General features: G+C 67.4%; 29 protein-coding genes. 5 read left to right on the forward strand and 24 right to left on the reverse strand.

Annotation, left to right across the window (positions count from 1 at the left end; all coding sequences use genetic code 11):
* Positions 1-94: 94 nt before the first annotated feature.
* The 5 genes from GONAM_RS07150 to mftA all read right to left on the reverse strand — a co-directional run bounded on the left by GONAM_RS07150 (position 95) and on the right by mftA (position 4159).
* A complete protein-coding gene (locus GONAM_RS07150; protein ID WP_006866089.1) occupies positions 95-907 on the reverse strand; it encodes a mycofactocin-coupled SDR family oxidoreductase in 813 nt (270 codons plus the stop codon).
* Between the two features lie 133 nt (positions 908-1040).
* Positions 1041-2240, reverse strand: a complete 1200-nt coding sequence (gene mftD / locus GONAM_RS07155; RefSeq protein WP_006866090.1) for a pre-mycofactocin synthase MftD — start codon at positions 2238-2240, stop codon at positions 1041-1043.
* A gap of 92 nt (positions 2241-2332) precedes the next feature.
* Positions 2333-3622 carry a mycofactocin radical SAM maturase gene (gene mftC / locus GONAM_RS07160; protein WP_006866091.1) on the reverse strand — a complete coding sequence of 430 codons (1290 nt, stop codon included), beginning with the start codon at positions 3620-3622 and terminating at the stop codon, positions 2333-2335.
* Between the two features lie 70 nt (positions 3623-3692).
* A complete protein-coding gene (gene mftB / locus GONAM_RS07165; protein ID WP_006866092.1) occupies positions 3693-4052 on the reverse strand; it encodes a mycofactocin biosynthesis chaperone MftB in 360 nt (119 codons plus the stop codon).
* Entirely contained in the window at positions 4052-4159 is a 108-nt protein-coding gene (gene mftA, locus GONAM_RS07170; protein ID WP_035753529.1) for a mycofactocin precursor MftA, read from the reverse strand. The genes mftB and mftA overlap by 1 nt, the downstream gene beginning before the upstream one ends.
* Positions 4160-4319: 160 nt before the next feature.
* Between mftA and mftR the strand changes: the two genes are divergently transcribed.
* The 3 genes from mftR (at position 4320) to GONAM_RS07185 (ending at position 6574) form a co-directional block, all read left to right on the forward strand.
* Positions 4320-4949, forward strand: coding sequence for a mycofactocin system transcriptional regulator MftR (gene mftR, locus GONAM_RS07175; RefSeq protein WP_006866093.1), 630 nt, complete (start codon positions 4320-4322; stop codon positions 4947-4949).
* Between the two features lie 127 nt (positions 4950-5076).
* Positions 5077-6135, forward strand: a complete 1059-nt coding sequence (locus GONAM_RS07180) for a ferredoxin--NADP reductase (RefSeq protein ID WP_006866094.1) — start codon at positions 5077-5079, stop codon at positions 6133-6135.
* Between the two features lie 61 nt (positions 6136-6196).
* A complete protein-coding gene (locus GONAM_RS07185; RefSeq protein ID WP_040535741.1) occupies positions 6197-6574 on the forward strand; it encodes a DoxX family protein in 378 nt (125 codons plus the stop codon).
* 1 nt (position 6575) lies between these two features.
* Here GONAM_RS07185 and GONAM_RS07190 read toward each other — a convergent pair whose 3' ends face one another.
* The 10 genes from GONAM_RS07190 to GONAM_RS07235 form a co-directional block, all read right to left on the reverse strand.
* Positions 6576-7322 carry a DNA alkylation repair protein gene (locus tag GONAM_RS07190; RefSeq protein ID WP_006866096.1) on the reverse strand — a complete coding sequence of 249 codons (747 nt, stop codon included), beginning with the start codon at positions 7320-7322 and terminating at the stop codon, positions 6576-6578.
* Positions 7323-7327: 5 nt separating this feature from the next.
* A complete protein-coding gene (locus GONAM_RS07195; protein ID WP_006866097.1) occupies positions 7328-8533 on the reverse strand; it encodes an NAD(P)/FAD-dependent oxidoreductase in 1206 nt (401 codons plus the stop codon).
* A gap of 70 nt (positions 8534-8603) precedes the next feature.
* Positions 8604-9167 (reverse strand): hypothetical protein, encoded by a 564-nt coding sequence (locus GONAM_RS07200; protein ID WP_006866098.1) that lies wholly within the window; start codon positions 9165-9167, stop codon positions 8604-8606.
* Complete coding sequence (locus GONAM_RS07205; RefSeq protein WP_006866099.1) at positions 9164-9850, reverse strand: hypothetical protein; 687 nt, start codon at positions 9848-9850, stop codon at positions 9164-9166. Before GONAM_RS07205 ends, GONAM_RS07200 begins: the two co-directional genes overlap by 4 nt.
* Positions 9850-10359, reverse strand: a complete 510-nt coding sequence (locus GONAM_RS07210) for a hypothetical protein (RefSeq protein ID WP_006866100.1) — start codon at positions 10357-10359, stop codon at positions 9850-9852. The genes GONAM_RS07205 and GONAM_RS07210 overlap by 1 nt, the downstream gene beginning before the upstream one ends.
* Entirely contained in the window at positions 10356-10958 is a 603-nt protein-coding gene (locus tag GONAM_RS07215) for an Rv1363c family protein (RefSeq protein WP_006866101.1), read from the reverse strand. The genes GONAM_RS07210 and GONAM_RS07215 overlap by 4 nt, the downstream gene beginning before the upstream one ends.
* Before the next feature lie 8 nt (positions 10959-10966).
* A complete protein-coding gene (locus GONAM_RS07220; RefSeq protein ID WP_006866102.1) occupies positions 10967-11866 on the reverse strand; it encodes an SDR family oxidoreductase in 900 nt (299 codons plus the stop codon).
* Between the two features lie 75 nt (positions 11867-11941).
* Positions 11942-12589, reverse strand: coding sequence for a TetR/AcrR family transcriptional regulator (locus tag GONAM_RS07225; protein WP_006866103.1), 648 nt, complete (start codon positions 12587-12589; stop codon positions 11942-11944).
* Positions 12590-12594: 5 nt separating this feature from the next.
* Positions 12595-13932: a cytochrome P450 gene (locus GONAM_RS07230; protein WP_006866104.1), complete on the reverse strand. Its 1338-nt coding sequence runs from the start codon at positions 13930-13932 to the stop codon at positions 12595-12597.
* A gap of 90 nt (positions 13933-14022) precedes the next feature.
* Complete coding sequence (locus GONAM_RS07235; protein WP_006866105.1) at positions 14023-14997, reverse strand: o-succinylbenzoate synthase; 975 nt, start codon at positions 14995-14997, stop codon at positions 14023-14025.
* A gap of 100 nt (positions 14998-15097) precedes the next feature.
* On the opposite strand from GONAM_RS07235, the gene GONAM_RS07240 reads away from it, so the two are divergent.
* Positions 15098-16036, forward strand: coding sequence for an oxygenase MpaB family protein (locus GONAM_RS07240; RefSeq protein ID WP_006866106.1), 939 nt, complete (start codon positions 15098-15100; stop codon positions 16034-16036).
* Here GONAM_RS07240 and GONAM_RS07245 read toward each other — a convergent pair.
* The 8 genes from GONAM_RS07245 to GONAM_RS07275 all read right to left on the reverse strand — a co-directional run bounded on the left by GONAM_RS07245 (position 16033) and on the right by GONAM_RS07275 (position 23968).
* A complete protein-coding gene (locus GONAM_RS07245) occupies positions 16033-16779 on the reverse strand; it encodes an alpha/beta fold hydrolase (protein WP_006866107.1) in 747 nt (248 codons plus the stop codon). The two genes, GONAM_RS07240 and GONAM_RS07245, sit on opposite strands and share 4 nt — an antisense overlap.
* A gap of 59 nt (positions 16780-16838) precedes the next feature.
* The gene (locus GONAM_RS07250) at positions 16839-17489 is read right to left on the reverse strand and encodes an SHOCT domain-containing protein (protein ID WP_174310862.1); all 651 of its coding nucleotides are present in this window, start codon (positions 17487-17489) and stop codon (positions 16839-16841) included.
* 164 nt (positions 17490-17653) lie between these two features.
* Entirely contained in the window at positions 17654-18844 is a 1191-nt protein-coding gene (tuf, locus tag GONAM_RS07255; protein ID WP_005199938.1) for an elongation factor Tu, read from the reverse strand.
* Between the two features lie 113 nt (positions 18845-18957).
* Entirely contained in the window at positions 18958-21063 is a 2106-nt protein-coding gene (gene fusA / locus GONAM_RS07260; protein WP_005199939.1) for an elongation factor G, read from the reverse strand.
* 89 nt (positions 21064-21152) lie between these two features.
* Positions 21153-21623, reverse strand: coding sequence for a 30S ribosomal protein S7 (gene rpsG, locus GONAM_RS07265; RefSeq protein ID WP_006434721.1), 471 nt, complete (start codon positions 21621-21623; stop codon positions 21153-21155).
* A 6-nt stretch (positions 21624-21629) separates the two neighbouring features.
* Entirely contained in the window at positions 21630-22001 is a 372-nt protein-coding gene (rpsL, locus tag GONAM_RS07270) for a 30S ribosomal protein S12 (protein ID WP_004020596.1), read from the reverse strand.
* Positions 22002-22224: 223 nt separating this feature from the next.
* Positions 22225-23034, reverse strand: a complete 810-nt coding sequence (locus GONAM_RS22360; RefSeq protein ID WP_006866109.1) for a methyltransferase domain-containing protein — start codon at positions 23032-23034, stop codon at positions 22225-22227.
* 13 nt (positions 23035-23047) lie between these two features.
* Positions 23048-23968, reverse strand: coding sequence for an exodeoxyribonuclease III (locus GONAM_RS07275; RefSeq protein ID WP_006866110.1), 921 nt, complete (start codon positions 23966-23968; stop codon positions 23048-23050).
* 23 nt (positions 23969-23991) lie between these two features.
* On the opposite strand from GONAM_RS07275, the gene GONAM_RS07280 reads away from it, so the two are divergent.
* Complete coding sequence (locus GONAM_RS07280) at positions 23992-25677, forward strand: sigma-54-dependent Fis family transcriptional regulator (protein ID WP_006866111.1); 1686 nt, start codon at positions 23992-23994, stop codon at positions 25675-25677.
* Between the two features lie 14 nt (positions 25678-25691).
* Here the strand turns inward: GONAM_RS07280 and GONAM_RS07285 are convergent, their stop codons facing one another.
* Positions 25692-26843, reverse strand: a complete 1152-nt coding sequence (locus tag GONAM_RS07285) for an HPP family protein (RefSeq protein WP_006866112.1) — start codon at positions 26841-26843, stop codon at positions 25692-25694.
* Positions 26844-26930 lie beyond the last annotated feature (87 nt).

Here is a 26930-nt window from a genome sequence, read left to right on the forward strand (position 1 = left end):
TGGCGAGAATTCCTCACCAGCCCTTCGTGGCTCGCTGCGCTTGCACCTCAGGGAGCGAGAACAACCACTGCGCTCGCACCTCAGGGAGCAGGGGTCACACTTTCGAGTGCCCCATGTCGATCTGGAACTCGGCACCGGTGATGCCCTTGGCGCTGTCGGAGGACAGGTACAGGACGGCGTCGGAGATCTCGTCGCACGCCGCGACCGGGTGGTAATCCAGCATCGACACGAAATGCGGAGTGACCCACGGCTTTTCGAACAGTCGATGGGCTTCGGTGTCGGCGACTCCCATCGGGGTGTCGACCGCGTAGGGGTGCACGCTGTTGACGCGGATCCGGTGATGACCGAGTTCTTTGGCCGCGGTCTGCGCCAGGCCGACGAGGCCATGCTTGGACGCCGAATACGACGCCTGCATCGGCATCGCCTTCAGTCCGGCGACCGAGCTGATGATGGTGATCGAGCCGCCGTTGCCGGCCTCGAGCATCGCGGGAACCGTGGCCTTGAGCGTTTTCCAGGCGCCGACGAGGTTGATGTCGACGACGTCGGTGAACTGCTCCTCGGTCAGTTCCCAGACCGACCCCCAGGTGAGCACGCCGGCGTTGGCGATGACGTGATCGAGCCGGCCGAACTGCTCGACCGCGTCTGCGACCAGCTGCTGCTGGAACGCGAGGTCCCGCGTATCACCCTGCCGCGCAAGGATCTTGCCGCCCACGCCCTCGACGAGCCGGATCGTCTCTTCGAGATCCTCGGCCGTGGCGGGCGGGTAGGTTGCGTGGTCGATGATCGGACCCGCGATGTCGAGACCCACGATCGCGGCGCCCTCACGGGCGAACCGGACCGCGTGATTACGGCCCTGACCACGGGCGATGCCGGTGATGTAGACGACCTTGCCGTCGAACTGTCCCATGGCAGAACTGTAACACGTTCTAGTTCTGTCGCGGGCACCGTTTCGCGCGGGTTCTGCTCGAGAACGGGGACCGGGACACCTCCGCCCGCCGACCGGATCTCCGGCGGCGGGCGGGGGTGCGTGCTTGTTCGGATCAGACGTGGCCGAAGGACCGCTTGAAGTCGTCCGGGATGATCAGATCGTCGGCCGAGAGGTCGTTGACGCTCTTGTGCCCCAGGCCCATCAGCGCGCCGTCGAGTCCCATACGCATGAGATCGAGGACGTTCTCGACGCCCGCCTGGCCGTTGGCGGCGAGACCCCACAGGTAGGCGCGGCCGATCATCACGGCGCGGGCGCCGAGGGCCAGGGCCTTGGCGACGTCGCTGCCGCGGCGGATACCGCCGTCGAGCAGGACCTCGATGTCGTTGCCGACCGCATCGGCGATGTCGGGCAGGAGGCGGATCGTCGCCGGGGTGCCGTCGAGGTTGTTGCCGCCGTGGTTGGACACCGAGATCGCCGTCGCGCCGATGTCGACGGCGCGCTTGGCGTCGTCGAGACGGGTGATGCCCTTGACCATGAACGGTCCGCCCCACTGCTCACGCAGCCACTGCAGGTCCTCCCAGGTGGGCGGCGGGGTGCCCATCCACTCGCCGTAGGCGCCGAAGAAGGTCGGGCCGGGAACACCCTGCGGGGTGAGGTTCGGCGCGGTGAGGTCCGGGATGATGACCTTGCCGCCCTTGACCCAGTCCAGCGCGTACCGCGGCTTGACCGCGATCTCCGGGCCGAGACGCACGAGCGCCTTCAGGTTCACCTTCTCGGGGATCTCCGGGCTGCCCCAGTCGCGGCCGACGTTGAACACCCAGTCGGTCGTGACGATGAGACCCTTTGCGCCGGCGGCCCGTGCGCGCTCGGCGCGGCGGAGGATGTCCTCGCGGCTGCCGAGCCAGTAGATCTGGAAGAACACCTTGTCATTGACGGCGGTGACCTCTTCGACGGCGTGCGAGGCGAAGCTCGACAGGCCCATTGCGGTACCACGCGCTGCCGCGGCACGCGCGACGGCGACCTCGCCCTCGGGGTCGACGGCCTGGACACCGGTCGGCGAGATCATCACCGGGAAGGACAGCTCCTGCCCCATCACCGAGGTGGTCATCTCACGCTCCGGTTGTGCGCCGACAACGTGTGGCGCCCAGCCGAGTTCGTTGAAGGCCTGCACGTTGTCGTCGACGGTCACACCGGCCTGCGTGCCGGCGACCAGCGACGAGTAGACCGACTTCGGCAGTCGCTTCTTCGCCCGACGCTGGGCCTCGGTCACCGTTTCGAACCAGGGGTTTTTCGCCCAGGGGTTGAGAGCCATTTCTCCTACTCACTCACTTCTCGGATGCGTGCCATCGCCCGGGGTACCCGTGTACCCCGGGGAGGACTCGACACTGTTGGGCCGCGGGCGGATTACCGCGCAGCAGGGGTGAACCCGGCGAGCGGGTTCTCATCACAGGACTTGGTGGGCCGACCGATCGGGGTGAGGTCCCCGTCGGGTCGACGGGTCATCAGCGTCAGCGGGGTTCCGCGCGAATGATCCTTGTTCGCCGTCGGTTTGGTGCGTTCGCCGGCGAGCAGCTCTTCGCCGTAACCCTGCACGCACTCGGGATCCGGTCCGGCCAGCGGCAGACCGGTGAAGAACTTGGCGGCCATGCAGCCACCGCGGCAGGCGTCGAAATGCGCACACTTGGTGCAGGCACCGGCGTTCTGCGGTTCACGCAGTTCGGTGAACAGATCCGAACGCTGCCAGATCTCCTGGAACCCACCGTCCGAGAGGATGTTCCCGGCGAGGAAATTCTCGTGGATCGCGAACGGGCAGGCGTACACGTCGCCGACCGGGTCGATGAGGCACACGACGCGCCCCGCACCGCAGAGGTTGAGGCCGGGCAGACCGCCACCGGAGTCCCCACCGAACGCCGACAGGTGGAAGAACGAGTCTCCGGTCAGCACGCGATCACCATGTGCGACAAGCCAATCGTAGAGTTCACGCTGCTGCTCGGGCAGCGGGTGCAGGTCGTCCCACACATCGGCGCCACGGCCCGACGGACGCAGGCGGGTGATGCGCAGGGTGGCGTCGTACCGATCGGCCAACGCCTTGAACTCGTCGAGCTGCGCGACGTTCTGCCGCGTCATCACGACGCTGATCTTGGCGTCCTTGAAGCCGGCCTCGGCCAGGTTCTCGAGTGCCCGGACCGCCATGTCGAAGGAACCCGGGCCGCGCACGGCGTCGTTGACCTCCGCCGTCGCGCCGTCGAGGGAGATCTGGACGTCGACGTAGTCCGACGCGGCCAGGCGTGCGGCGACCTTCTTGTCGATGCGCAAACCGTTGGTGGAGAACTTGACTCCCACCTGATGGCTGGTGGCGTAGTCGACGAGCTCCCAGAAGTCGGGGCGCACGGTCGGCTCACCGCCGCCGATGTTCACGTAGAAGACCTGCATGCGCTGCAGCTCGTCGATGATCGCCTTGCACTGTTCGGTCGACAGCTCGCGCGGGTCACGCTTGCCCGACGAGGACAGGCAGTGCACGCATGCCAGGTTGCAGGCGTAGGTGAGTTCCCACGTCAGGCAGATCGGCGCGTCGAGGCCGCGCTCGAACTGATCGACGAGGCGGCCGACCTTGGGCACCTGGTCGGCGGGCGCGCTCGCCCGCTGGGAGGTCACGAGTTCGGCTGCGGTGGGCGGCATCTCGATGGTCGTCATCGTGTCGGTCCTAGGGTCGGAGCGGAAGCGGGGGTACCGATCGGGGCTGTCGATCGGCGGTGGTGGTCGGTCAGGCCGCGCGGGGCGTGATCATCGCGCTGTCGGCCAGCGCCGTGAGCGCCTGCACGTACAGGGGCCGTTGTGCGGGCGTGACGCCCGCAGCGAGGAGGGCCGCCTCGGCGGAGTCGTGATCGGCGAGCGACGAGACGATCCCGACCACGGTGAGGTTCTTGAGGAACGAGAGCTTGCGGGTACCGAAGTGGTACAGCAGAGCGCCGAACGGTTCGGGGCGCAGCGCCACCTTCGGGTTGAGCTCCCATGCGGCGAACGTGTCGAAGCCGACGGGGGCATCGGGGGCTGGGGTGTCGAACCGGACCCCGGCGACCGCAGAACGGTCGCCGGAGGTCGGATTCGATGTCGGGGCTGACATCAGTAGACCCCGCACATCCCATCGATCGACACCTCTTCGACGAGCGACTCGGCGATGAGTTCGGTCTCGTTCGAATTTGCAGCGGTTACGGCGGACTGGTCGGCCATGATCCATACCTCCTGATCTTCTTAGTGACTCGGATCACGAAGGACTATAGTGGCACTCAGTGCAGATTTCCACCGCTAGAGCAAAACTGCCCGTTCGGACAGGTGATTCGGGCACATTCCTTCCGCTGCGCGAGAGCGCATCCCATATGGTGAGGTCTCGATGACTCCGACAACACCGCAGGACGCGAGCCCTGGACGGGCCGCACCCGGACGACGCCCGATCTCGTCGCGCGCCCGGATCAGCGCACTCGCGATCGGCCTGTTCACCACCCGGGGTTTCGAGGAGACCAGCGTCGACGACATCGCCGAGGCCGCCGGAATCGCGCGCCGCACGCTGTTCCGGTACTACTCGTCGAAGAACGAGATCCCGTGGGGTGAGTTCGACGACCATCTCGGCGAGCTACGCGGACTCCTCGCCCAGATCCCCACCGACATCCCCATGGCCGATGCCCTGGTGGATGCTCTGGTCGTGTTCAACCGGGTGCCTCCGGAGGAGCTCGAGAACCACCGCCGGCGGATGTCCCTGTTGCTGGGAGTCCCGGCGCTCCAGGCACATTCGATGATCATGTACGCCGACTGGCGGCACGTCATCGCCGAGTTCTGCGCGGCCCGGCTCGGCCTGGACGAGAGCGATCACCTTCCCCAGACCATCGGGTGGTTGTGCCTGGGCGCCGCGCTGGCCGCCTACGAGCAATGGCTGGCCGACCCCGACGCCGACCTCGAGCAACTGATCACCGACGGCGCGCGGACCGTCGCGAACGGTGTCGCAGCGCTGACGCGCGTGCCATGATCGGCACCGCGACCACGTCGGCCCCGACAGGGCCTCGTGGCGCGCCCACCGATTGGGCTATCCTGAAGTAGAACGTGTTCTAATTCGGCCCGGTTCGCCCCGGTCCTCGACGTCGGAGAGCTGCCACATGTCTGACCTGACCCCCCACGGCTCACGAAGCGTGATCCTCACGGTGGCCGAGGTGATCGATGAGACGTCCGATGCCAAGTCCATCGCATTCGAGGTCCCCGAGACGTCGTCGTCCGCTTTCACCGACTACAAGCCGGGCCAGTTCCTCACCCTGCGCATCCCGAGCGAGCAGACCGGCTCGGTCGCGCGCTGCTACTCGCTGGCATCGTCGCCGTACACCGACGCTCGCCCCAAGGTGACCGTCAAGCGCACCGTCGACGGATACGGGTCCAACTGGGTCTGCGACAACCTGGCCCCCGGCTCCCAGGTCGAGGTGCTGCCGCCGTCGGGTGTCTTCACCCCCAAGTCCTATGACGACCCGCTGCTCCTGATCGCCGCCGGCAGTGGCGTGACCCCGGTGATGTCGATCCTCAAGGCGGCGCTGAAGAAGAGCAGCGCACCGATCGTCTTCTTCTACGCGAACCGCACCGAGAGCGACGTGATCTTCGCCGCCGAGCTACGCGACCTGCTCCACGCGCACGCCGACCGGCTCACCGTCATCCACTGGCTGGAGAGCCTCCAGGGACTGCCCAGCGCAGCAGCTCTGGCGTCGGTGTTCGCGCCGTACTCGACCACCCACACCGCCTACATGTGCGGCCCCGGCCCCTTCATGGACGCCGTCCACAAAGCGTTGTCCCAAGCGAATTTTCCGCACCACAACGTCCACACCGAGGTGTACAACTCGCTGTCCGGCGACCCGTTCGCCGACGTCGAACTCGAGGAGGTCAGCGAAGAGGACCAAGCATCCGCCGCCACGGTCGAGGTCGAACTCGACGGAGAGACCCACACGCTGACCTGGCCGCGTAAGCGGACACTCATCGACGTGATGCTGGCCGCCGGGCTCGACGCCCCGTACTCGTGTCAGGAGGGTGAATGCGGTTCGTGCGCCTGCACACTCACCGAGGGCACCGTCGACATGGACAACGCCGGCGCGCTCGACCCCGAGGACATCGAGGACGGGTACATCCTGGGTTGCCAGGCCCACCCGACCTCGGACTCGCTCAAGATCGAGTTCTGACAGATCGGTTTCTGACAGACCGTCGGCGAACAACCCGAAGGAGCACGACGACGTGATCACCATGAAGTCTCGGCTGAACCCGCTCCAGCTCGCACGCGGTCTGGCGGTGATGCTCCTCGGCATCGGCGTGCTCCATTTCGTCGCACCCAAACCGTTCGACGAGATCATTCCGGAGGAGATCCCCGGCGATCCGCGGACGCTGACCTACCTGTCCGGGGCCGCCGAGATCGGCCTGGGCGCCGGACTTCTCGTCCCGCGGACCCGCAGGCTCTCCGGAGCGTTGTCGGCTCTGTTGTTCCTCGCCGTCTATCCCGCCAACGTCAACATGGTGCGGCTCTGGTGGGGCAAGCCGCTGCCCTACCGGATAGTCGCCCTGGCACGTCTGCCGTTGCAGTTCCCGATGATCTGGGCGGCCATTCGCGTGGCCCGCGAGGGTTGACTCACCTCAGCGCGCGGTAGTACGCGCGCTCCTCCGAAGTCCGGTGCTCGAGCGCGTAACTCAGTGCGGTGCGGCCCATCCGGGCGGCGTTCTCCTCGAGGTACGTCAGGAGTACCTGCTCGTCGACGCGCTTGCCCGTCTCCCTGAGCATCCACCCGAAAGCCTTCTGGATGAGGTCTCGACGATCGTCGCGGACGAGTGGAGCCACGGCGAGAAGTGCTGATGCATCGCCGTTCTTGATGTGGGCGAAGGTCGCGATGACTCCTACCCGACGGCGCCAGAGATCCTCGTCGGCCGCGTGGGAGAGGATCACCTCCATCCCACCGCGGAGTCTGCAGAACTCGCCCAGGACCGAGTCGGCCGACGAGTCCACGAGATCCCAGTTGTTCACCCGCCCTCGGCGCACCGCGTCGAGGTACAGCTCGACCCACCGCCCGGCCTCGTCCCAATCCGGCTCCGACCTCGGCTTCAGGGTGCGCTCGAACTCACCCCGGAGCAGAAACAGGGCGATGAGCCGATGTTCGTGGACCGGCGAATCCAACAGCGCGCCAACTTCATCGGTGTCGATACCGCGGAAGCGTTTGGCGATCGCCCGTTGCTGCGGCACACGTAGGCCGATGAACTCGTCGCCCTCGCCGTAACCGCCTGGGCGGACCTGGAAGAACCTGGCGAGGTCGTCGGCACGCTGCGGGTCGGCGATCTCGGCAGCGGCCGCGCGCACCGCCGCAGCCGTCAGCTCGGCACCCACCGGTGCTAGAGCAGGTCGGCGATGGGGGTCGGCGTCTGCAGTTTCGGCCGTGTCTTCATCACCGCACCGACCTTGCCCGCGCCGACGACGCCGGTGAGGATGCCGTCCCGGCTGTAGTAGGCCACGAACTTCTTGCCGTCGTCGGAGACGATGTGCACGGTGTCGTCGGCGCGAGGTGCACCGAGCACCTGGATCTTGACGTCGAACTGGTCGCTCCAGAAGTACGAGACCGCCGCGGTCACGGCGTCGCCGCCGGTGATCTGGTGCGCGACGACGGAGGCCTGATCGACCGTGTGATTCCAGTGTTCGACGCGCTGCGGGGTGCCGTCGTCGTCGCGCCAGTTGGCGACGTCGCCGAGGGCGTAGACGTTCTCGGCGCTGGTGTGTCCGGTTGCATCGCAGGCGATCCCGCCGCCCGCCTCGCGCGGCGCCAATTCGATCCCGGAGCCATCCAGGTAGCCGGTGACGGGCGTGGAACCGATGCCGACGACCACGAGGTCGGCGGGGAGTTCGGTGCCGTCGGCGAGCTTCACCGCGTTGACCTTCGGCCCGCTCGCACCGTCGGTGACGGCGATCTCGGCCACACCGACCCCGGTGCGCAGATCCACGCCGTTGTCGGTGTGGAGCCGCGAGACCAGCTTCCCGATCTCCTCGCCGAGCGCAACCGCCAGCGGGGTGGGTGCGGGCTCGACGAGGCTGACGCTCAACCCGCGCGAGGTGAGGCTCGCGGCCACCTCGCAGCCGATGAAACCGGCGCCGATGACCACGGCGGTCGAGGCGGAATCGATCTCCTCGCGCAGCGCGATCGCGTCGTCGTAGGTGCGGATCATGTGCACCCCCGCGACGGCGTCGGCGAGGCCCGGGAACGGCCGCGGATCGAGACCGGTGGCCAGCACCAGGGTGTCGTAGGCGAGCGTGTCGCCGGACGCCAGGGTGACGGTCCTGTCCGCCGGCGACACGGAGGTCACCGCGGAGCCCAGACGCAGGGTGATGTCGGATTCGGCGTAGAACTCCGCCGGTTTGAGGTCGACGCGATCGTCCTTGCCCAGGAGCACCGACTTCGACAGTGGCGGACGATCATAGGGCGGATGGTCCTCGGCGCCCACCAGGGTGATCGGATCGGCGAACCCGTTGTTGCGCAGGTTCTCCGCAACCCTGATCCCGCCCAGGCCCGCCCCGACGATCACGACGCCCGCGCCTGATCCACTCATCTTCCGTCCCCTCTCACCCCGCGCTCACCGTTCGCCTCGGGATGCCTGATGACATCCCGGCGTCGGCGCCTCAGCGGGTCACGTCTCCGACCGGTTGCAGGTCGGACAACAGCCAATTCCCGTCGACCTTACGCATAAGTGCCCACCTCGCGGTAGGGGTCGCCTCACCCTCCGCGTCGGCCGCTTCCCCAGAGCCCGTGGATTTTTCACCGTCCCCGACAGACACCGTCTGGTCCACGAACACGAGGACCCTCGCACGTTCGGCGGAACTGTCGTTCAGACCGGCACCGACGACTCGTCCGACCATCGACACCGAGGCGGCCCGCGCCCCCGGGACCACCACGTCGACGCCGCGATTGCGGTACTCGAGTCGCAACGGATCGGCGAGCAATGCGTCCGTTCGTCGACGCTGGTCGGGTGGGTCGTCCGGCCCGAACGTCATGAGGGCGGCGACCGCCCCGCCCGCCGCGGACAAGACCGCGGCGCGCTCGTCCTCTCCGGGCTCCGGGTCCGATCGCAGGACCCCGATCCACGCGACCACCGCGACGACGAGCGCCGTGACCGTGACGGCGGTCAGGACGGCGAGACGGCGACGTTGCCGGCGAGTGGGGCGCGGTTCCAGGAGGTCACTCACGGCTGACGCGCCCCCGCGATCTTCCAACCGTCACCGGTGCTTTCCATGGTGATCAGCGCGGTGATCCGTTCGGCGGTCGTGTCGACGGCCGCGGCCTCCTCGGCCGTTCCTTCGGAACCGAGCAGCAGCGGATTGGTGGCGTCCGCGACGACGAGTACATCCACGGTGGTGCCCGCATCGTTCGACGCCGGATCGGTCACCAGCCCGGCCGAGACCACCTGCCCGACACTGCGTCCCGCCTGCGTACGCACCTCGGTGATCAGTGCGTCACGCGCGCTCTCGATGCGGTCGCGCTGCGCGCTGGTGCTCACCGCGAGTACGCCGTCCACGAAACCGACCGGGTCGGCCGGGTCGGCGGTCAGCATGGCCGCGACCCCCGCCCGCGCGGAATCGAGCACCTCGGTCTGGCGATCCACCTCGGCCCGCTGTCCCCGGATCTGCCATCCCAGGACCGCACCCACGGCCACGAGGATCGCGACGGCGACCGCCGTGCCAATGAGGACTGTGCGTAGAAGTCGAGTGCGTCGCACGGCACGCGCCCGGAGAGCGGGTGCGGCGGCGATCCGGGTCGCGCGAGCGTCCCTTCGAGCCTCATCGACCCGATCCCGGGCGAGCTGCACTCGCGTGGTGGTCACAGAGTCGGCTGTGGCGGAATCGGTTCTCGCAGCATCGGTCATCGCCATCAACCGACCACATCGGCCGCGGCGAGGAGCCACTCGTCGTCGGCACGGATGAAGCGGGCCAGCACCGACCGGCGGGCCGTCGTCGTAGCGGCGCCGGTCCGGGCGGGGGCGTCGGACCGGACGGTCACCGTCACCCGGAGGAGTGCCTGCCCCTCGGTGCTATCGGCGTCGACCACGCTGACGACCTCGGGCCGCCACACCACGGACGCCGTCCCCTGCTCCGGCGGCCGGGTGAGCTGTGCACCATAGCTGTCGAGGAAGTCTCGGGCGACGAGCGCCCGGGCCCGTGTCCGATCCTGTTGCCACCGCGAGGAATCCACTGAGAAGACGTCGGCGACGATCGTTCCGGCGCGTTCACGCAGTTGTTCGCGGCTCTGCTCGAGCGCATCGCCCGCCGCGTGTACACGCCACGCGAATCCCACGGCGACGAGCGCTGCGGCCAGCACCAGCGACGCCACCAGCAGCCGGAGGGCCCCGACGCGTACCGAAATGTATCCGGATGTGGTCATGGAAGGTATTGCACCGCCCCGAGTTTCAGTGCACCGTCGTCCGGGGTCACGAGCACACGAAGCCGGAACCGGCGGACCTGCTCTTCCCCGGTGTCTCCGGCGGCGTCGAACACGACGGTCGCCGCGACGAGAACCGTGGCGCTGTCACCGTCACGGGCGGAGACCCCGGTACCGTCCACCGAGGACCTCGACACGGACCCGTTGGCCTGTACGAAAGCGCTGTAACTGTCGGCGGATTGGGCGAATTCGTCGTAGAAGGTACCGGTGGCACCGGCAAGGATCTTGCGCGCGCGACTCGGATCGCGGTGGTCCGGTGCGATCAGCACGGCCACGCGGTCGGCGGCCGCGCGCTCAAAGTCGTCGTCGGTGGGGGCATTCCGCGTGTCGGACCACGCCATGACCGCGATACCGGCCAGGACCACGGCTACGACCGCCACCAGCGTCGCCAGAATCCACCGGCGCCGCGGCACCCGCCGTCGTAGGCCGGCGTCGACCTCGCGCGCGTGCAACTCCTCGAGTGCCTCGCGCAGATCACGCCGGGCGCTGCGCTCCGCGGCGATCTCCGCGGCACCCGGCCGCGCCTGCCCCCTCAACGACACGCTCTCCTCTACGACGACAGGCGCGTGTTCGGCTTGTCCTCGATCTTCTCCCCGCGGATGCGACTCGCATAGGCTGCGCGCGCCTCCTGGTCGGGACGCAGGAAGATCGAATCCAGCTTGGTGAGCTTGCGGGTGAACCGCTTCATCGCCTGCGGGAACAGCGGACTGGAGTCGGCCCAGCGCATGGACCGCGGGGCGTACACCCGGGTCACCGGGCGGGCGATGGTCTCGACCACGATCGCCGCGACCTCCTCGGGCGCGACGGTCTGGATGAACCTGTTGGTCTGCAGGCCGGAGATCAGGGCGGTACGGGTGAAGGTCGGGAGAACGGCGCTGACGGTGACGCCCTCCGGCTCCAGCTCCGCGCCGAGGGCCTCGGAGAACTCGATCACCGCGGCCTTGGCACCGTTGTAGATGGTCAGACCCGGGGTCGGGATACGGCCGGCCGTCGACGCGATGTTGACGATGTGGCCGGTGCGACGCGGGGCCATCCGGCGGGCGGCTTCCTGGCAGCCGATGATGACACCGAGGACGTCGATGTCGTAGGTGCGTCGGATGATCGTGTCGTCGTAGGACAGGAACGGACCGACCGGCATGATGCCGGCGTTGTTGACGAGGACGTCGATCGGTCCGAGCCGGGATTCGACCTCGGAGAGGAAGGCGTCGAAGGACTCCCGCTTGGTGACGTCGACCTCGACGCCCTCGATGCCGAGGTCGGCGGCGGCCTTGCCCACCGCCTCGCCGTCGACATCACCGATGGCGACCTTCGCACCCGCCTGGAACAGCTGCGTCGCGGTCTCGAATCCGATTCCGCGTGCACCACCGGTCACCACGACGACCTTGTCCTTCAGCGCCGTTCGGATGGCGTCGTGATCGGGCTTCCGGGACAGCTTGTCGCGCAGGCTCATTGGTTCCCCTCGGGTGGTTGTCGTTGAATCGAAAGCGAGTGACGGCGCCACGGGCCGTCGAAAGTCACGTGCTGATCACCAGATCATCGGGGCGAGGAATTTCGTGGCGAACGCACGGGCCTGTTGCGGATCGGTACGGGCCGGGTCCGACGGCGGGGTCTCCAGGAGCGAGATCACCAGTCGCACATGGATCTCGACGGCCTCGAGCAGGTCCTCCACCGGCATCTGCGCACCCTCGTCGCGCAGGGTGGCGGCGACCCGATCGGTGACCATGTCGATGAACAGCGACGTCATCTTCGCGGTGACGCTCTTGATCTCGGAGTCGGTGAGGACGATCCGGCTCAGTAACGGATCGGACTTGACCAGCTCGGCGCCCACCGCGAAGGCCTCGACCAGGGCGTCCTTGGGGCCCATCCCCTTGACCGATTCCTCGAGTTTCTTCATGCCCCGCTCGTAGGCGTCGTTGGCGACGGCGTAGAGGAGGGCCTCCTTGTTCGGGAAGCGGCGGTAGAGCGTGCTGCGGCTGACGCCCGCACGGGCCGCGACCTCGTCGATGTTGGCGCGCCGCACCCCGACCTCGGCGAACTCCGAGCCCGCGGCGGCGAGGATCGCGGCCTCCTGGTCGGCCGGGCTGGCGGTGTTGCGCACCTTGCGGTTGGACGAGCGAACGCCCTTCCCCTTTGCAGCGCTGTTCACGGTGTCCTTCACGAGATTGTCCGACACGCGACTCACCGACGCCGGAGGGTCACGGGGAGCTTGTCCTTGGGCACGGGCAGCGCGCTGTAGTCCATGGGCAGGACGTAGTCGGCCGGAACCGACCACTCGTACCCGCGGAGCAGGTGGTGCATGATCGTCTTGATCTCCATCTGGCCAAAATACAGGCCGATACATTTGTGAACGCCACCACCAAATGGCATCCAGGCGAAGCGGTGGGTCTTGTCCTCGGCGCGTTCGGGACCGAACCTCTCCGGGTCGAACATGTCAGGGTTGGTGAAGAACTCGGGATCCCGATGACTGGACAGGGATGACGTGGTGACGATGGTGCCCTCGGGGACGTAGAAGCCCTCGATCGAGGTGTCCTTGACCGCCATACGGGGCTGCGCCGGGACCGGCGGGCACAGTCGGAGCGACTCCTTCATCACCAGATCCAGGGCCGTCATGCCGGCGAGAGCGTCGTAGCCGAGTTCCGGTCCGAGTTCGAGGGACTCGGCGCGGGCGCGGTCCTGCCACTCGGGATGCTTGGCCATGTTGTAGGCCATCTGGGTCATCGTGATGGTCGAGGTGTCGTGCGCGGCCATGAGCACGAAGATCATGTGGTTGACCACGTCCTCGTCGGAGAAGCTGTGCCCCTCATCGCTTTCCGCGCGGCACAGGACCGAGAAGAGATCCGGCGTCTCCCGCGCGCGCTTGGCCGCGATGTTGGCGTAGAAGAACTCCTCGAGGACCTTGCGTGAACGCAGGCCCTTCCACCAGCGTCCACCGGGCAGGGGTTTGCGCACGTAGGCAACGCCTGCGCGGACGGTGTCGATGAATGCCTTGTTGATCCGGTCGGCCTCGTCCCGGGGCAGGTTCAACCCGAGGAAGACCTCGAGCGCGAGGTCGAGGGTGAGCGCCTTGAACTGCTCGAACAGCTTCACCGAACCGACCGGGAACTCCGCGACGCGCTCGGCGATCATCGGCTGCATCTCCTGCATGTAACCCTTGAGCGCAGTGGTGCTGAACGCCTGCTGCAGGATCTGCCGATGATGACGGTGCTCGTCGAAGTCGAGGAGCATGACGCCGCGGTTGAAGAAGGGGCCGATGAAGTAGCTCCACGCCGGGCCGTTGGCGAAGGCCCGGTCCTTGTTCATCAGGAGTTCCTGGGCGGCGCGCGGGTTCCCGGTCATGACCATCTGCACGCCGAAGGCGTTCAGTCCGGAGACGCTGCCGTACTGCGCCCGGCGACGGTCGGCGAAGGCGAACGGGTCACGCCGCATCGACATGATCTCGAGGAAGCTGTTGCGGTCGGAGCACGGAATGGCCTGGAGGTCGCTACCCGCCGGCGGGGTTGCCAGTACCGATGCCATGACCGTCTCCTTCCGAACGGAGTCCTACGCAATGTGATCCACATCGCATACTAGACCATATTGAGACGATTTGGGAAAAGCGTTCCTAACTCATCCCTCGGCGAGCAGGCGATGACACCGACGCAGCCGATCCACCCACCACTGCTTCCGGTCCTCCGGGGCGGCATGGGCAGCGGCGTCGACTTCGGTACCGGGCCCGATCCACCGCGGTTCGACGACGCCGTCGCGCATCAGGAACGACGGTGCGACGTCGGCAGTGAAGAGCGAACCGGTGCCGAGTCCGCACGCGAGGTCGAGTCGAGGCAGTGCCGCGGCCGCGGCGACCCCCGCCGCGATACCGACCGCAGAATCGAGGGCGCTCGAGACCACGACCTTGAGGCCGAGGGTGTCGGCCAGTTCGAGCGTGGCTCGCATCCCCCCGAGGGGCGCAACCTTGACGACCGCGACATCGGCCGCATCCGCCGCCACCACGCGCAAAGGGTCGTCGGCCTTGCGGATGGATTCATCGGCAGCGATCGGAACGTCGACCGCACGCCGCACCTGCGCCAGTTCTTCGACCGTGCGGCAGGGCTGTTCGGCGTACTCGACGTCGCCGATCGCGCGCAGGGCGGAGATCGCCTCGCCCACCGACCAGCCGCCGTTGGCGTCGACCCGCACCCGCCCGATCACCTCACGCGTCGCCGCGACCCGCGCGACGTCGTCGTCGAGGGTCTGCCCCGGTTCGGCGACCTTCACCTTCGCGGTCCCCGCGCCGGGATACCGCTTCAACAGGTCCGCCACCTCGTAGGCCGGGATCGCGGGCACCGTCGCGTTGACCGGCACGGTGTCCCGGACCGCGGGCGGCGGACCGAGGTAGGCGGCCTCGATGCCTGCGCGTAGCCAGGCGGACGCCTCCGCGTCGTCGTATTCGACGAACGGACCGAACTCGCCCCAACCGGCCGGGCCGGCGAAGACCATCGTCTCGCGGGAGGTCAGCCCGCGAAACCTGGTCCTCATCGGAAGGCGGACCACCACGGCCGCCGCGAGCAGGTCCTCCACGTCCGGGATCTCCCACTCGCCTGTCATCGCTTCCTCCTGCGTCACTCGCGTCGACTTTGAACGAGGGTTGTGTGAATTCGATGGAACAACCTTTTCAGTTTGTTCCAAGTCCGCTACCCTCGCTCTCATGTCAGTCAACCAGGGATTCGATGCCGGTATCCGCGAGGCGGAACCGATGATCGTCGACGACACCCCGGACACCGCCGGCGAGATCGTGCGGCCGCGGCTCGGAGCCGACTCACTCGTGTGGAAGTTCTACGGCGACTCGCGGGGCATCCTCGGCTTCCAGCGCCTGGCCGGCACCGAGAACTGCATCGAGCAGCTCGGGCAGGCCGTCCTCGACCACTCGGTGATCTTCAGCGACTTCCTCGGCCGCGCCAAGCGCACCGGGCCGCCGGTGATGAAGACCGTGTACAGCACCGAACCCGAGAAGTGGGGCCGCACGGTGCGCGACTTCCATCGCGACATCAAGGGCACCATCAGCGACGGCTCGCGCTATCACGCGTTGAACCCGGAGCTCTTCTACTGGGCCCACGCGACCTTCGTCGACCAGGTCCTCTACATCACCGACACGTTCATCCGCCGCCTCAGCTACGCCGAGAAGGTACAGATCTTCGAGGAAAGCAAGGTCTGGTACCAGCTCTACGGCGTGAGTGACCGCGGTCAGCCCCAGACGTACGAGGAGTTCGTCGCCTACTGGGATGACATGCTCAACCGCTTCGTCCCCCACAAGACGATCGTCTACGCGACCGGCTACATCCGTCAGGGACTGCCACGGCCGAAGAAGATCCCGGCCCCGGTCTGGAAGGTCCTGTCGGCTCCGCTCAACGCGTTCATCCGCACGGTCATCGTGGGGACGCTCCCCCAGCAGATGCGCGATGTCTGCGACCTGGAGTGGAACGACAAGAAGGAGAGGAACTTCCAGCGCTTCGCCGCATTCATGCGCGCGATCAACCCGCTGGTCAACCGGCTCCCGCTCAAGTACCTCTACGTCCCCTGGGCCTACGAGGCGTGGCAGAAGGTCGGCATCGATCCGCGACCGTTGCACAACAAGCCCGCGGCCTAACGCCCCAGGAACGCCTCGACGTGCTGGATGAACTCCGCACCGCGGTCGCGGTGCACGCTGTGCCCGGCGTCGAGGGTGACGAAGCGTGAGTCGGGCAGGGCCTCGCTGACGGTCCGTAGATGGTGGGGCGGCAGGAAGCTGCGCTCGCCGCCCGAGATGACCATGGTCGAGGCAGTGACCCGAGGAAGCTCCGACCACCACTCCGGGGCGCAGACGTCGAACTCGGCGACGATCTCGTCGCCCATCCGGCCGTCGAATCGGATGACCGGCCACGGGTTGCGTGCGAGCGCGACGAAACCGCGGATCTGCTCACCGAGCGTCGCCTTCATGGCGATGCCCTCGGACAGATCTGCCTCGTCCCGCGGCATCGGCGGGACCTCCTCGAGGACCATCCGACGCACGCGGGACGGTTCGTACATCGCCAGACGCAGCGCGGTGTGGGCACCGAGTGAATGGCCGACAACGTCGGCCACGTGGATACCGAGGTTGTCGAGCACGTAGACGAGGTCGTCGCGGAAGTCGTCGAGCCGATACGGGCCCTCCGGCCGACCGCTGCGGCCGTGACCGCGCAGGTCGACGCTGATCACACCGCGACCCTGCCGACGCAACGACGCGGCGAGCGGCCGCCAGGTCGAGTGATCCGACGCCATCCCGTGGACGAGCACCACCGGTACGCCACGGTCGGGTTCACCGGCCACCCGGACCGCCAGGTCGGGTTCGGCACGTCGACTGAGCACACGCATGGAGACGAGCCTACGAAAGGCTCCCGGGCGGACCGCGTCACACTCGGGATATGCCCGGTTCAGAGTTGCCCGACTATCCGTTCACGGGCACGTCGGTACTCGTCATCGGTGAGCGCACCGCTTTGATGCAGGTCGTCCAGAGACGACAGTCGGTCGGCGACCGTACGGGACCCACTCGTTGCCATCCCGGGCGACGGAACCGGACCGACCATCGATTGCGTTGCGTCCCAGTCGATCTCGAAACTCTGGTTGACGGGGTCGACCAGCACGACCAGCCTGCGCTGATACAACGCCGGCTGCCGGAAGATCGGGACCACCTTTCGGGTGTTCACCTCGAAGGGCACCAGACCCGGTGCGGAGATCCGCAGTCCCAATGACATGAGCGGCTGGTTGTTGATCTCGACGCCGGTCTGCTCGACCGATGTCACCTCGGCGACACCCCGGACGCCGGTGGCACGGAGCTGCTCGGAACGGACTCCGCCGGTGTACGTCACCGTGGCGACGCCGATACCGAACAGGACATCGAGCAGAGTGATCCCGATGCCGGTCCACAGCATCCATTCGGTGCCCGGGAGGTCGAAGAGGAAGTAGCAGACGAGAAAGAGCGGCCCGACTATCCCGCACAGCATGACGAACAGGAAGCTGCCCACCGCACGCAGGAGAGGCGCCGAGGCCTGGGGCCCCGCCCCCGATTCGCCGAACATCGTCATGCGGGCACTGTAGTCGCCAGCAGCCCGCTGAGCAGGGCAATAGGCTGCAGGGCGTTGCTCTCGACGACGCGACCGGCAGACCTCCCGGAATGACAAAGGCGCCCCAACCGCTTTCGCGGCTGGGGCGCCTTTCGACTCAGTGAGTCAGTGCGTCAAAGCAAGAATCACTTGGTGATCTTGGTGACTCGACCCGCACCAACGGTGCGGCCACCCTCGCGGATGGCGAAGCGCAGGCCCTCGTCCATGGCGACCGGCTGGATGAGCTTGACGCTCATCTCGGTGTTGTCGCCCGGCATGACCATCTCGGTGCCCTCGGGGAGGGTGACGACGCCGGTCACGTCCGTGGTACGGAAGTAGAACTGCGGACGGTAGTTGTTGAAGAACGGGGTGTGACGGCCGCCCTCGTCCTTGGACAGGATGTATGCCTGGCCCTCGAACTCGGTGTGCGGGGTCGTGGTGCCCGGCTTCACGATGACCTGACCGCGCTCGACGTCCTCACGCTTGAGGCCGCGGAGCAGCAGACCGGCGTTGTCGCCTGCCTGTGCGGAATCGAGGAGCTTGTGGAACATCTCGATACCGGTGACGGTGGTCTTGGTGCTCTTCTCGCGGATGCCGACGATCTCGACTTCCTCGTTCACGTTGACCTCGCCGCGCTCCACACGACCGGTGACCACGGTGCCGCGGCCGGTGATGGTGAAGACGTCCTCGACGGGCATGAGGAACGGCTTCTCGGTCTCGCGAACCGGATCCGGGATCGACTCGTCGACGGCAGCCATGAGCTCCTCGACCGACTTGGCCCACTCGGGGTCACCCTCGAGAGCCTTGAGAGCCGAAACCTTGACGACCGGAGCTTCCTCGTCGAAGTCCTGGGCGGCCAGCAGTTCGCGGACCTCCATCTCGACGAGCTCGATGATCTCGTCGTCGTCGACCATGTCGGCCTTGTTCAGGGCGACGAGGATGTAGGGCACACCGACCTGGCGGGCCAGCAGCACGTGCTCGCGGGTCTGCGGCATCGGACCGTCGGTGGCGGCAACCACGAGGATCGCGCCGTCCATCTGAGCCGCACCGGTGATCATGTTCTTGATGTAGTCGGCGTGACCCGGGGCGTCGACGTGAGCGTAGTGACGCTTCTCGGTCTCGTACTCAACATGCGAGATGTTGATCGTGATACCGCGCGCCTTCTCCTCAGGAGCCTTGTCGATCTGGTCGAACGCGAAGCTCTTGTTCAGCTCCGGGTACTTGTCGTGCAGCACCTTGGTGATCGCCGCGGTCAGGGTGGTCTTGCCGTGGTCGACGTGACCGATGGTGCCGATGTTCACGTGCGGCTTGGTCCGCTCGAACTTCGCCTTCGCCACTTGATTGTCCTCCTGGACTGTCGTTCTCTACTGGGCGGATCCCAGCAGGGGTTTTCATTTACGTTGTTGCGCCCGCTTGTCGGCCAGCGCGTGTCGCCAGGGCGACCGGGGAATTACTCTCCGGTGGCCTTCGCGATGATTTCCTTCGACACGTTCGCGGGAACTTCCGCGTAGGAGTCGAACACCATGGAGTAGTTTGCACGGCCCTGGGTCTTCGACCGAAGGTCTCCGATGTAGCCGAACATCTCCGACAGCGGAACCTGTGCCTTCACGACACGGGCACCACTGCGCTCCTCCATGGCCTGGATCTGGCCACGGCGGGAGTTCAGGTCGCCGATGACGTCGCCCATGTAATCCTCGGGAGTCGTGACCTCGACGGCCATGATCGGCTCCAGGATGACCGGGCTGGCCATCTTCGCAGCTTCCTTGAGGGCCTGCGAGCCGGCGATCTTGAAGGCCATTTCCGACGAGTCGACGTCGTGGTACTGACCGTCGAGAAGGGTGACCTTCAGGTTGACCAGCGGGTAACCGGCGAGGACACCGTACTGCATGGCGTCCTGGGCACCGGCATCCACCGACGGGATGTACTCGCGCGGGACTCGACCACCGGTGACGGCGTTGTCGAACTCGTAGGTCGCACCGTCCTCGGCGTCCACGAGGGGCTCGAGCTTGATGATGACCTTCGCGAACTGGCCCGAACCACCGGTCTGCTTCTTGTGGGTGTACTCGTGCTTCTCGACCGTCTTGCGGATGGTCTCGCGGTACGCCACCTGCGGCTTGCCGACGTTGGCCTCGACCTTGAACTCGCGCTTCATGCGGTCGACAAGGATGTCGAGGTGGAGCTCGCCCATGCCGCCGATGACGGTCTGACCGGTCTCCTCGTCGAGCTGAACCGAGAAGGTCGGGTCCTCTTCGGCGAGCTTCTGGATCGCGGTGCCGAGCTTCTCCTGGTCGGACTTGGTCTTCGGCTCGATCGAGACGTTGATGACCGGGTCCGGGAAGCTCATCGACTCGAGCACGATGGGAGCGCTCGCGTCACACAGGGTGTCGCCGGTGGTGGTGTCCTTGAGGCCGATCATCGCGTAGATGTGGCCTGCGGTGGCGTCCTCGACCGGGTTTTCCTTGTTGGCATGCATCTGGAAGAGCTTGCCGATGCGCTCCTTCTTGCCCTTGGTGGCGTTGAGCACCTGGGTGCCGGCGTTGATCTTGCCGGAGTACACGCGCACGAAGGTGAGCTTGCCGAAGAAGGGGTGAGCAGCGATCTTGAACGCGAGAGCCGAGAACGGCTCGTCGGCGGACGGCTTGCGCGAGAGGATCTCCTCCTCGTCGCCCACGGCGTGGCCCTCGACCGACGGCACGTCCAGGGGGGACGGCAGGTAGTCGATGACCGCGTCCAGCATCGGCTGGACACCCTTGTTCTTGAACGCGGAGCCGCACAGCACCGGGTAGAGCTCGCGGGAGACGGTCAGCTTGCGGATCGCAGCCTTGATCTCCTCGACGGTGAGCTCTTCGCCGCCGAAGTACTTCTCCATGAGGGCTTCGTCGGACTCGGCGACGGTCTCGAGGAGCTGCTCGCGGTATTCCGCGGCCTTCTCCACGAGGTCGGCCGGGATCTCCTCGATGGTCGGCTCGGCACCGGTCGGCACGACGCCGCGCCAGGTGATGGCCTTCTGCTCGATGAGGTCGACGACGCCGTCGAAGTTGTCCTCGGCACCGATCGGGAGCTGCAGGACCAGCGGCTTGGCGCCGAGGCGGTCCTTGATGGTCTGAACGGTGAAGTAGAAGTCCGCGCCCAGCTTGTCCATCTTGTTGACGAAGCAGATACGGGGAACTTCGTACTTCTCGGCCTGACGCCACACCTGCTCGGACTGCGGCTCGACGCCTTCCTTGCCGTCGAAGACCGCAACTGCGCCGTCGAGGACGCGGAGGCTGCGCTCCACCTCGACGGTGAAGTCGACGTGTCCGGGGGTGTCGATGATGTTGATCTGGTTCTTGTTCCAGAAACAGGTCACGGCCGCGGAGGTGATGGTGATACCACGCTCCTTCTCCTGCTCCATCCAGTCGGTGGTCGAGGCACCGTCGTGGGTTTCACCGATCTTGTAGTTCACACCGGTGTAGAAGAGGATTCGCTCGGTCGTGGTGGTCTTGCCGGCATCGATGTGGGCCATGATGCCGATGTTGCGAACCTTGTTCAGGTCGCTGAGCACTTCCTGTGCCACTTAATCGCCTCGCAATTTCGCTAGAGAGCTGTTGGGTCTGAGGTGGGTCCGGCCGCGGCGACCCAGAAGGCCGCCGCGGCCGGCAGTGATCACCAGCGGTAGTGCGCGAACGCCCGGTTGGCCTCGGCCATCTTGTGGGTGTCCTCGCGGCGCTTCACCGAAGCACCCAGGCCGTTGGAGGCGTCGAGCAGCTCGTTGGCCAGACGCTCGACCATCGTCTTCTCGCGACGCTGACGGCTGAAGGTGACGAGCCAGCGGAGCGCCAGGGTGTTGGCGCGGCCCGGCTTGACCTCGATCGGCACCTGGTAGGTGGCGCCACCGACGCGGCGGCTCTTCACCTCGAGGGTGGGCTTGACGTTGTCGAGCGCACGCTTGAGGGTGACGACCGGATCGGTGCCGGTCTTCTCGCGGGCCTGCTCGAGCGCGCCGTAGACGATGCGCTCGGCGGTCGACTTCTTGCCGTCCAGCAGGATCTTGTTGACCAGCTGGGTGACCAGCGGCGAACCGTAGACCGGGTCGTTGATCAGGGGGCGCTTGGGTGCGGGTCCTTTACGTGGCATGACTTATCAGTTCCCCTTCTTCGCGCCGTAGCGGCTACGGGCCTGCTTGCGGTCCTTGACACCCTGGGTGTCGAGCGAGCCGCGGATGATCTTGTAGCGCACACCCGGGAGGTCCTTCACACGACCGCCGCGGACGAGCACCATCGAGTGCTCCTGCAGGTTGTGGCCTTCGCCGGGGATGTAGGCGGTGACCTCGACCGAGCTGGTCAGACGCACGCGGGCGACCTTACGCAGCGCGGAGTTCGGCTTCTTGGGGGTGGTGGTGTACACGCGGGTGCACACGCCACGACGCTGCGGGCTGCCCTTGAGGGCCGCGGTCTTGGTCTTCGCAGCCTTGTCGTGACGGCCCTTGCGGACCAGCTGATTGATGGTTGGCACTAGGTGTTCATTCCTCTTTGTTGTCTGTTGTGGTTGGTGCTCCGGGCAAACTCGCTGAACTCGGTCTCTCAACCGACTTCTGGCGTGCTTCCACAACTCGCCCCACCAGCGCATTCACACTGGTCAGTACATTTTCGCTACCCCGGGGTCGGGCGTGTCATACACTCGACAGCGGATTCGCTTGTCAGCCCACCGGCCGCCCGTGCCCCGAGTTCACTCGATCTCAGGGCCGACTCGAGAGCCGTTGGCCGGGCATGCGGACTGGCCCAGCATGGGCCGGGCACCGACGATCCACTCTACCGATCGGGTTTGCACAGGTCAAAAAACGGATCCTCCGCGCGACCTGCGGAGGAACAGGTCGTGTGCGCTGGGGTCCGGCGACGCTGAGACATGGCATTACCTTGTCCACTCTTACACCCCGGAACCCGGCACGTCGAGACTTCGGCGAACCGCAGCCCGGCCGGTACCTGCCGGCACTTCGGCATGGGCCCGGACCTGCACGATCGATGCCGCGAACGGACTGTCCGGATCCATCGGCCGTCCGGTCGGCGAACTCTGGCGCCGAACCACCGGTCGACGATCGTCGCCTGCCGTTCGAGGTTGTGGTCGGCCCACGCGTGGTGAGCATCACCCGGCCCCCGGATGCCGTAGACGTCTTCACCCAGGCCTCGGTGCGTCGCACGTCCTCGTCACCGACGTGCGTCCCGGTGATGAGGTGGCCACCCGGACTCAGCGCACGAGAGCCGCCCCGCGTTCTCGACCATGCGGGCGAGAGATCCACGCCGGTCACGTCGAGCCCGGCCTCGGCGAGATATGCGGTCACGGTTCCGGGCCCGCACCCGACATCGAGCACCGGACCGAGGCCCCGCACGGTGTCGACGAACGCATCGACCGATGCCTTCAGCCACGGCCGACTCCGGAGGTCACCGATCCCCGTCTCCACCACCATGCGGACGTAGTTGTCGGCGATCCGGTCGTAGGACTCGCGGACCGTGTCGAGGTCTGCGGGGCGATCGATCGAAGCGGCGCACATGTGTGGAACCGGATCAGTCCGGGGTCTGGGGAAGCTTGACCTTCGCGCCACCGGGTTTCGCCGGGTTCGACGGCGGCGGGACCACCGGCCCAATGTTCCCGTCGGGCGCCTCGTCGAGGTCGACGATGACCGGGGCGTGATCACTGGGCTTGCTGCCCTTGCGCGCCTTCCGGTCGATCCAGGCCGCTTCGACCCGGCCGGCGGCTGACTCCCCCGCCAGGATCAGGTCGATCCGCATGCCCAGGTCCTTGTGGAACATTCCGGCACGGTAGTCCCAGTAACTGAAGACCCGGTCGTCCGGCCAACGGTCGCGGACGACGTCGCGCATACCCAGCGCCGCGAACTCGGCGAGCGCGGCGCGTTCCGGTGGGGTGACGTGCGTGTGACCGGCGAAGGCTTCGGGATCGAACAGGTCCGCGTCGGCCGGAGCGATGTTCATGTCGCCACAGAGCAGCGTCGTCGACGGGTCGGCGACCGCCTTCGCGAGAGCGGCGAGCCATTCGAGCTTGTACGTGTAGTGATCGGAGTCGGGGCTGCGACCGTTCGGGACGTAGAGCGAGTGGATGCGCAGACCGCCGCACACCGCGGACACCGCGCGGGCCTCGAGCGTCTCGGGCGTCGGGTAGCCGGGCATGCCGTCGAAACCGACGCGCACATCGTCGAGCCCGACCCGCGAGAGCAGCGCGACACCGTTCCACTGGCCCTGCCCCGCGTGCGCGATCTCGTAACCGCGTTCGGCCAGATCGGCGCCGAGGACCTCGTGGAAGGCGTCGTCGGAGAGCTTGGTCTCCTGCAGGCAGACGACGTCTGGGCGTCGTTCGTCGAGCCATGGGAGGAGGCGCGGAATCCGCTGTTTCACCGAGTTCACGTTCCAGGTCGCGACGCGCATGGGCCCACGGTAGTACGACGCACCGACGCCGATCCGACGCGGCATCCGGGCTTTCCTTCGTCGGTGATGTGTGTCACGTTGGTCTCATCGACACTCTCCCGTCCCGCCCCGATCGCACGCCGCATCGCCCTGTCATCGAGCACTCGTGGCGTCGATCCGCGCTGTCCGGAGTACGACCGGAGGACAACACCCCCGCGCGTCTGCACGACATCGGTTCCGCCGACCCGCTGCTCGACGCGGCGCGTCCCGTCCTCGACGACGCGGCGGCCCGTCTCGCCGACACCGATGTGTCCCTGCTCCTCGTCGACCACGAGTGCCGCATGGTGACGCGGGTGGCGTTCGGGACGACCGTCGAACGCAGCCTCGACGCGATCGGCGCGGCGCCCGGAGTGCCGTTCGGCGAGGACATGGTCGGGACCACCGCGCTCGGGACACCCGCGGAAACGCGCGGTGGGGTGATCGTCAACAGCTCCGAGCACTACCTCGAGCAGTTCCGGTCGATCAGCTGCTTCGGACAGCCGATCATCCACCCCGCGACGCGACGTCTGGCCGGGATCATCTGCATGTCCGAGATCGCCGATCGCATCAACCCGCTCGCGGTGCCGGTCGTCAACGGCATCGTGGCCGACATCGCCGACCGTCTGCTCGACCGGTCGCGGGCGCATCAGCGCCGCGTGCTCGACGCCTTCCAACGCGCCGCCCCGCGCCGGGACGTCGCGGTGGCCGCGATCGGCGACGACCTGCAGCTCACCAATGCCCTGGCCGCCGAACTGCTCTCCCCCACCGACATCGGCGCGCTCCGAGCGATCGCCACCGACCCGGCGCTGCGTGCGACGACGCTGCCGTTGACGCTCGTCTCGGGTGCGGAGGTCGAGATCGCGGTCGAACCGGTGGCCGGCACCCGTGGGGCCGCGCTGTTCCGCTTCCGCCCCCTCCTCACGCCGACGCCGACCCGCTCGGCCCGGGTCCGGGCGTCGTCGACGACCATCGCCGTGTCCGGTGAGCCCGGTGCCGGACGCACGACGCTGGCCCTCGAGCTGGCGGCAGAGGCGTCGAACCCCGAAGGGGTCGACACCGAGGCGGTCGACACCGAATGCGCGGCGGTCGTCGTCGACGTCGCCGACCAGTTGATCAACGGCCGGCAGGTGGACGTCATCGCCGACCTCGCGCGAGCCCGATCGTCGGGCGTCCCACTGGTTGTCGACGGCGTGGACCTGCTCGACGACCGGTCGATCGCGCTGCTCAGCCGCGCCACCGCGTCGACGCCGGCGGCGTCTCCCCTGATCCTCGTCAGCGGTCCTCGCGCGCAGGCATCACCCGCGGTCGCCGCCCTGCTCGGCCGCTGCGTGAGGCGCGTCGATCCCGCGCCTCTTCGCCACCGCAGCTCGGAACTCGCAGCCATCGCGAGCGGCGTCCTCGGCGACATCGATCCGGAGCTCACCCTGTCCGGACCGGCGACCGACGCCCTGCTCAGCCAGGACTGGCCGGGCAACTTCACCGAGCTGATCGCGGTCCTGCGCGACGCCGCGGCTGCGTGCCGGACTCGAATGGCACGCGTGATCGAGGCGGCCGATCTGCCGTCCGGTTACCGCACGACCAGTCGGGCGGCCCATCTCTCGGGGCGGGAGCAGGCCGAGCGCGCCGCCATCGTCGATGCTCTCGACCGGGCCGCAGGCAACAAGGTCCACGCCGCACGCGACCTCGGAATCAGTCGCACCACGCTGTACGCGCGGATGCGAGCACTCGGCATCTAGGCGACGACCGAACGTCAGTCGACGAGCGGGTCGGCCAGGGTCTGCCGGGCGAGCGCGGCGATGAGATCGGTCTGCGTGACGATGCCGACCAACAGGTCCCCGTCGAGCACGGGCACGGCGTCGCAGTCGCTACCCGCGAGCATCGGGAGCACCGCGGTCACCGGAGCATCCGGGGACGCGATCGGCAGGGTCGTGTCCATGACGTCGGCCGCGGTGAGAACGCTGCCGTCCCGGCGCAGCAACCGGCCGAACCTGCGGTCCGGGTCGCGTCGTGCTGCTCCCCCGCGGAGCCGGGACACGAGATGGATCTGGAAGACGACACCGAGAAAGCGGCCGCCGCGCGTCACCACGGGCAGCGAGGTGAACCGGTGGGTGTCGAACATCTGCGCCAGCTCGGTGAGGGTCGCGTCCGGTCCGACCGTCACCAGGTCCCGGGACATGACGTCACCGGCGACGAGCGGGTCGGCGCGGTGTCCGGCGACCTGGAGTTCGGCGGCCCCGATGAGTCGCGCGAGGTCGGCGACCCCGAGGTTGAGGGACTGGCTGTAGCGGTCGAGGATGTCGGTCAACTCGGCCTCGTCCAGCCCGATCCGCGCGGTGGCCGAGGACTCGTCGTCGAACCGGCGAGCCGGGTACCGGCGTCCGGTCAGGCGTGCGTAGACCGCCGCGAGCGCGACCAGCGCGATCGTCCCGACGGCAACGGGAGCCAGGGCGAACCGGAACCCGAGAGCGTGGACCAGGTCCGGGCTGAGTCCGGCGGTCATCGCGACCGCGCCTCCGGGTGGATGCACCGCCCGACAGAGCACCATGGCCAGCACCGCCGCACCGACCGCAAGCGGCACCCGCAGCTGACTCGGCGAGACCAGCAGGGTCACCGCGACGCCGGCGAATGCCGACACGGTGTTGCCGACCACGGCCGGCCACGGCTGGGCCAGCGGACTGTTGGGCGCGGCGAACAGCAGCACCGCCGACGCCCCGAACGGCGCGATCAGGAACAGGCCCGTCGTCAGGTCGACTCCGGACGTGGCGAGCACGAGGCCGACCAGTCCTAGCCCCAGGGCCGAACCGACCCCGGCACGCGCCGCCTCGCGCGGCGACATCGACGCGCCCGACGGACCCCACGCCTGCAGCACATCGCGGAGACGATCGGCCATGCGCGCTGCCATCGGGTCCCTCTCTGCGTGAACGGGCGGGCGGCCTTCGCCGCCCCCGGACACGCTAGCGACGACGCGCCGTGCACTTTTTCCGACCTC

Origin of the sequence: Gordonia namibiensis NBRC 108229 (assembly GCF_000298235.1) — a bacterium.
GTDB classification, from domain to species: Bacteria; Actinomycetota; Actinomycetes; order Mycobacteriales; family Mycobacteriaceae; genus Gordonia; species Gordonia namibiensis.

Bases quoted from the DNA above. Each gene is read 5' to 3' on its own strand.
- GONAM_RS07150 (WP_006866089.1), bottom strand. From the start codon at position 907: ATGGGACAGTTCGACGGCAAGGTCGTCTACATCACCGGCATCGCCCGT.
- mftD (WP_006866090.1), bottom strand. From the start codon at position 2,240: ATGGCTCTCAACCCCTGGGCGAAAAACCCCTGGTTCGAAACGGTGACC.
- mftC (WP_006866091.1), bottom strand. From the start codon at position 3,622: ATGACGACCATCGAGATGCCGCCCACCGCAGCCGAACTCGTGACCTCC.
- mftB (WP_006866092.1), bottom strand. From the start codon at position 4,052: ATGTCAGCCCCGACATCGAATCCGACCTCCGGCGACCGTTCTGCGGTC.
- mftA (WP_035753529.1), bottom strand. From the start codon at position 4,159: ATGGCCGACCAGTCCGCCGTAACCGCTGCAAATTCGAACGAGACCGAA.
- mftR (WP_006866093.1), top strand. From the start codon at position 4,320: ATGACTCCGACAACACCGCAGGACGCGAGCCCTGGACGGGCCGCACCC.
- GONAM_RS07180 (WP_006866094.1), top strand. From the start codon at position 5,077: ATGTCTGACCTGACCCCCCACGGCTCACGAAGCGTGATCCTCACGGTG.
- GONAM_RS07185 (WP_040535741.1), top strand. From the start codon at position 6,197: ATGAAGTCTCGGCTGAACCCGCTCCAGCTCGCACGCGGTCTGGCGGTG.
- GONAM_RS07195 (WP_006866097.1), bottom strand. From the start codon at position 8,533: ATGAGTGGATCAGGCGCGGGCGTCGTGATCGTCGGGGCGGGCCTGGGC.
- GONAM_RS07205 (WP_006866099.1), bottom strand. From the start codon at position 9,850: ATGGCGATGACCGATGCTGCGAGAACCGATTCCGCCACAGCCGACTCT.
- GONAM_RS07210 (WP_006866100.1), bottom strand. From the start codon at position 10,359: ATGACCACATCCGGATACATTTCGGTACGCGTCGGGGCCCTCCGGCTG.
- GONAM_RS07220 (WP_006866102.1), bottom strand. From the start codon at position 11,866: ATGAGCCTGCGCGACAAGCTGTCCCGGAAGCCCGATCACGACGCCATC.
- GONAM_RS07230 (WP_006866104.1), bottom strand. From the start codon at position 13,932: ATGGCATCGGTACTGGCAACCCCGCCGGCGGGTAGCGACCTCCAGGCC.
- GONAM_RS07235 (WP_006866105.1), bottom strand. From the start codon at position 14,997: ATGACAGGCGAGTGGGAGATCCCGGACGTGGAGGACCTGCTCGCGGCG.
- GONAM_RS07240 (WP_006866106.1), top strand. From the start codon at position 15,098: ATGTCAGTCAACCAGGGATTCGATGCCGGTATCCGCGAGGCGGAACCG.
- GONAM_RS07245 (WP_006866107.1), bottom strand. From the start codon at position 16,779: ATGCGTGTGCTCAGTCGACGTGCCGAACCCGACCTGGCGGTCCGGGTG.
- GONAM_RS07250 (WP_174310862.1), bottom strand. From the start codon at position 17,489: ATGACGATGTTCGGCGAATCGGGGGCGGGGCCCCAGGCCTCGGCGCCT.
- rpsG (WP_006434721.1), bottom strand. From the start codon at position 21,623: ATGCCACGTAAAGGACCCGCACCCAAGCGCCCCCTGATCAACGACCCG.
- GONAM_RS22360 (WP_006866109.1), bottom strand. From the start codon at position 23,034: ATGTGCGCCGCTTCGATCGATCGCCCCGCAGACCTCGACACGGTCCGC.
- GONAM_RS07275 (WP_006866110.1), bottom strand. From the start codon at position 23,968: ATGCCGCGTCGGATCGGCGTCGGTGCGTCGTACTACCGTGGGCCCATG.
- GONAM_RS07285 (WP_006866112.1), bottom strand. From the start codon at position 26,843: ATGGCAGCGCGCATGGCCGATCGTCTCCGCGATGTGCTGCAGGCGTGG.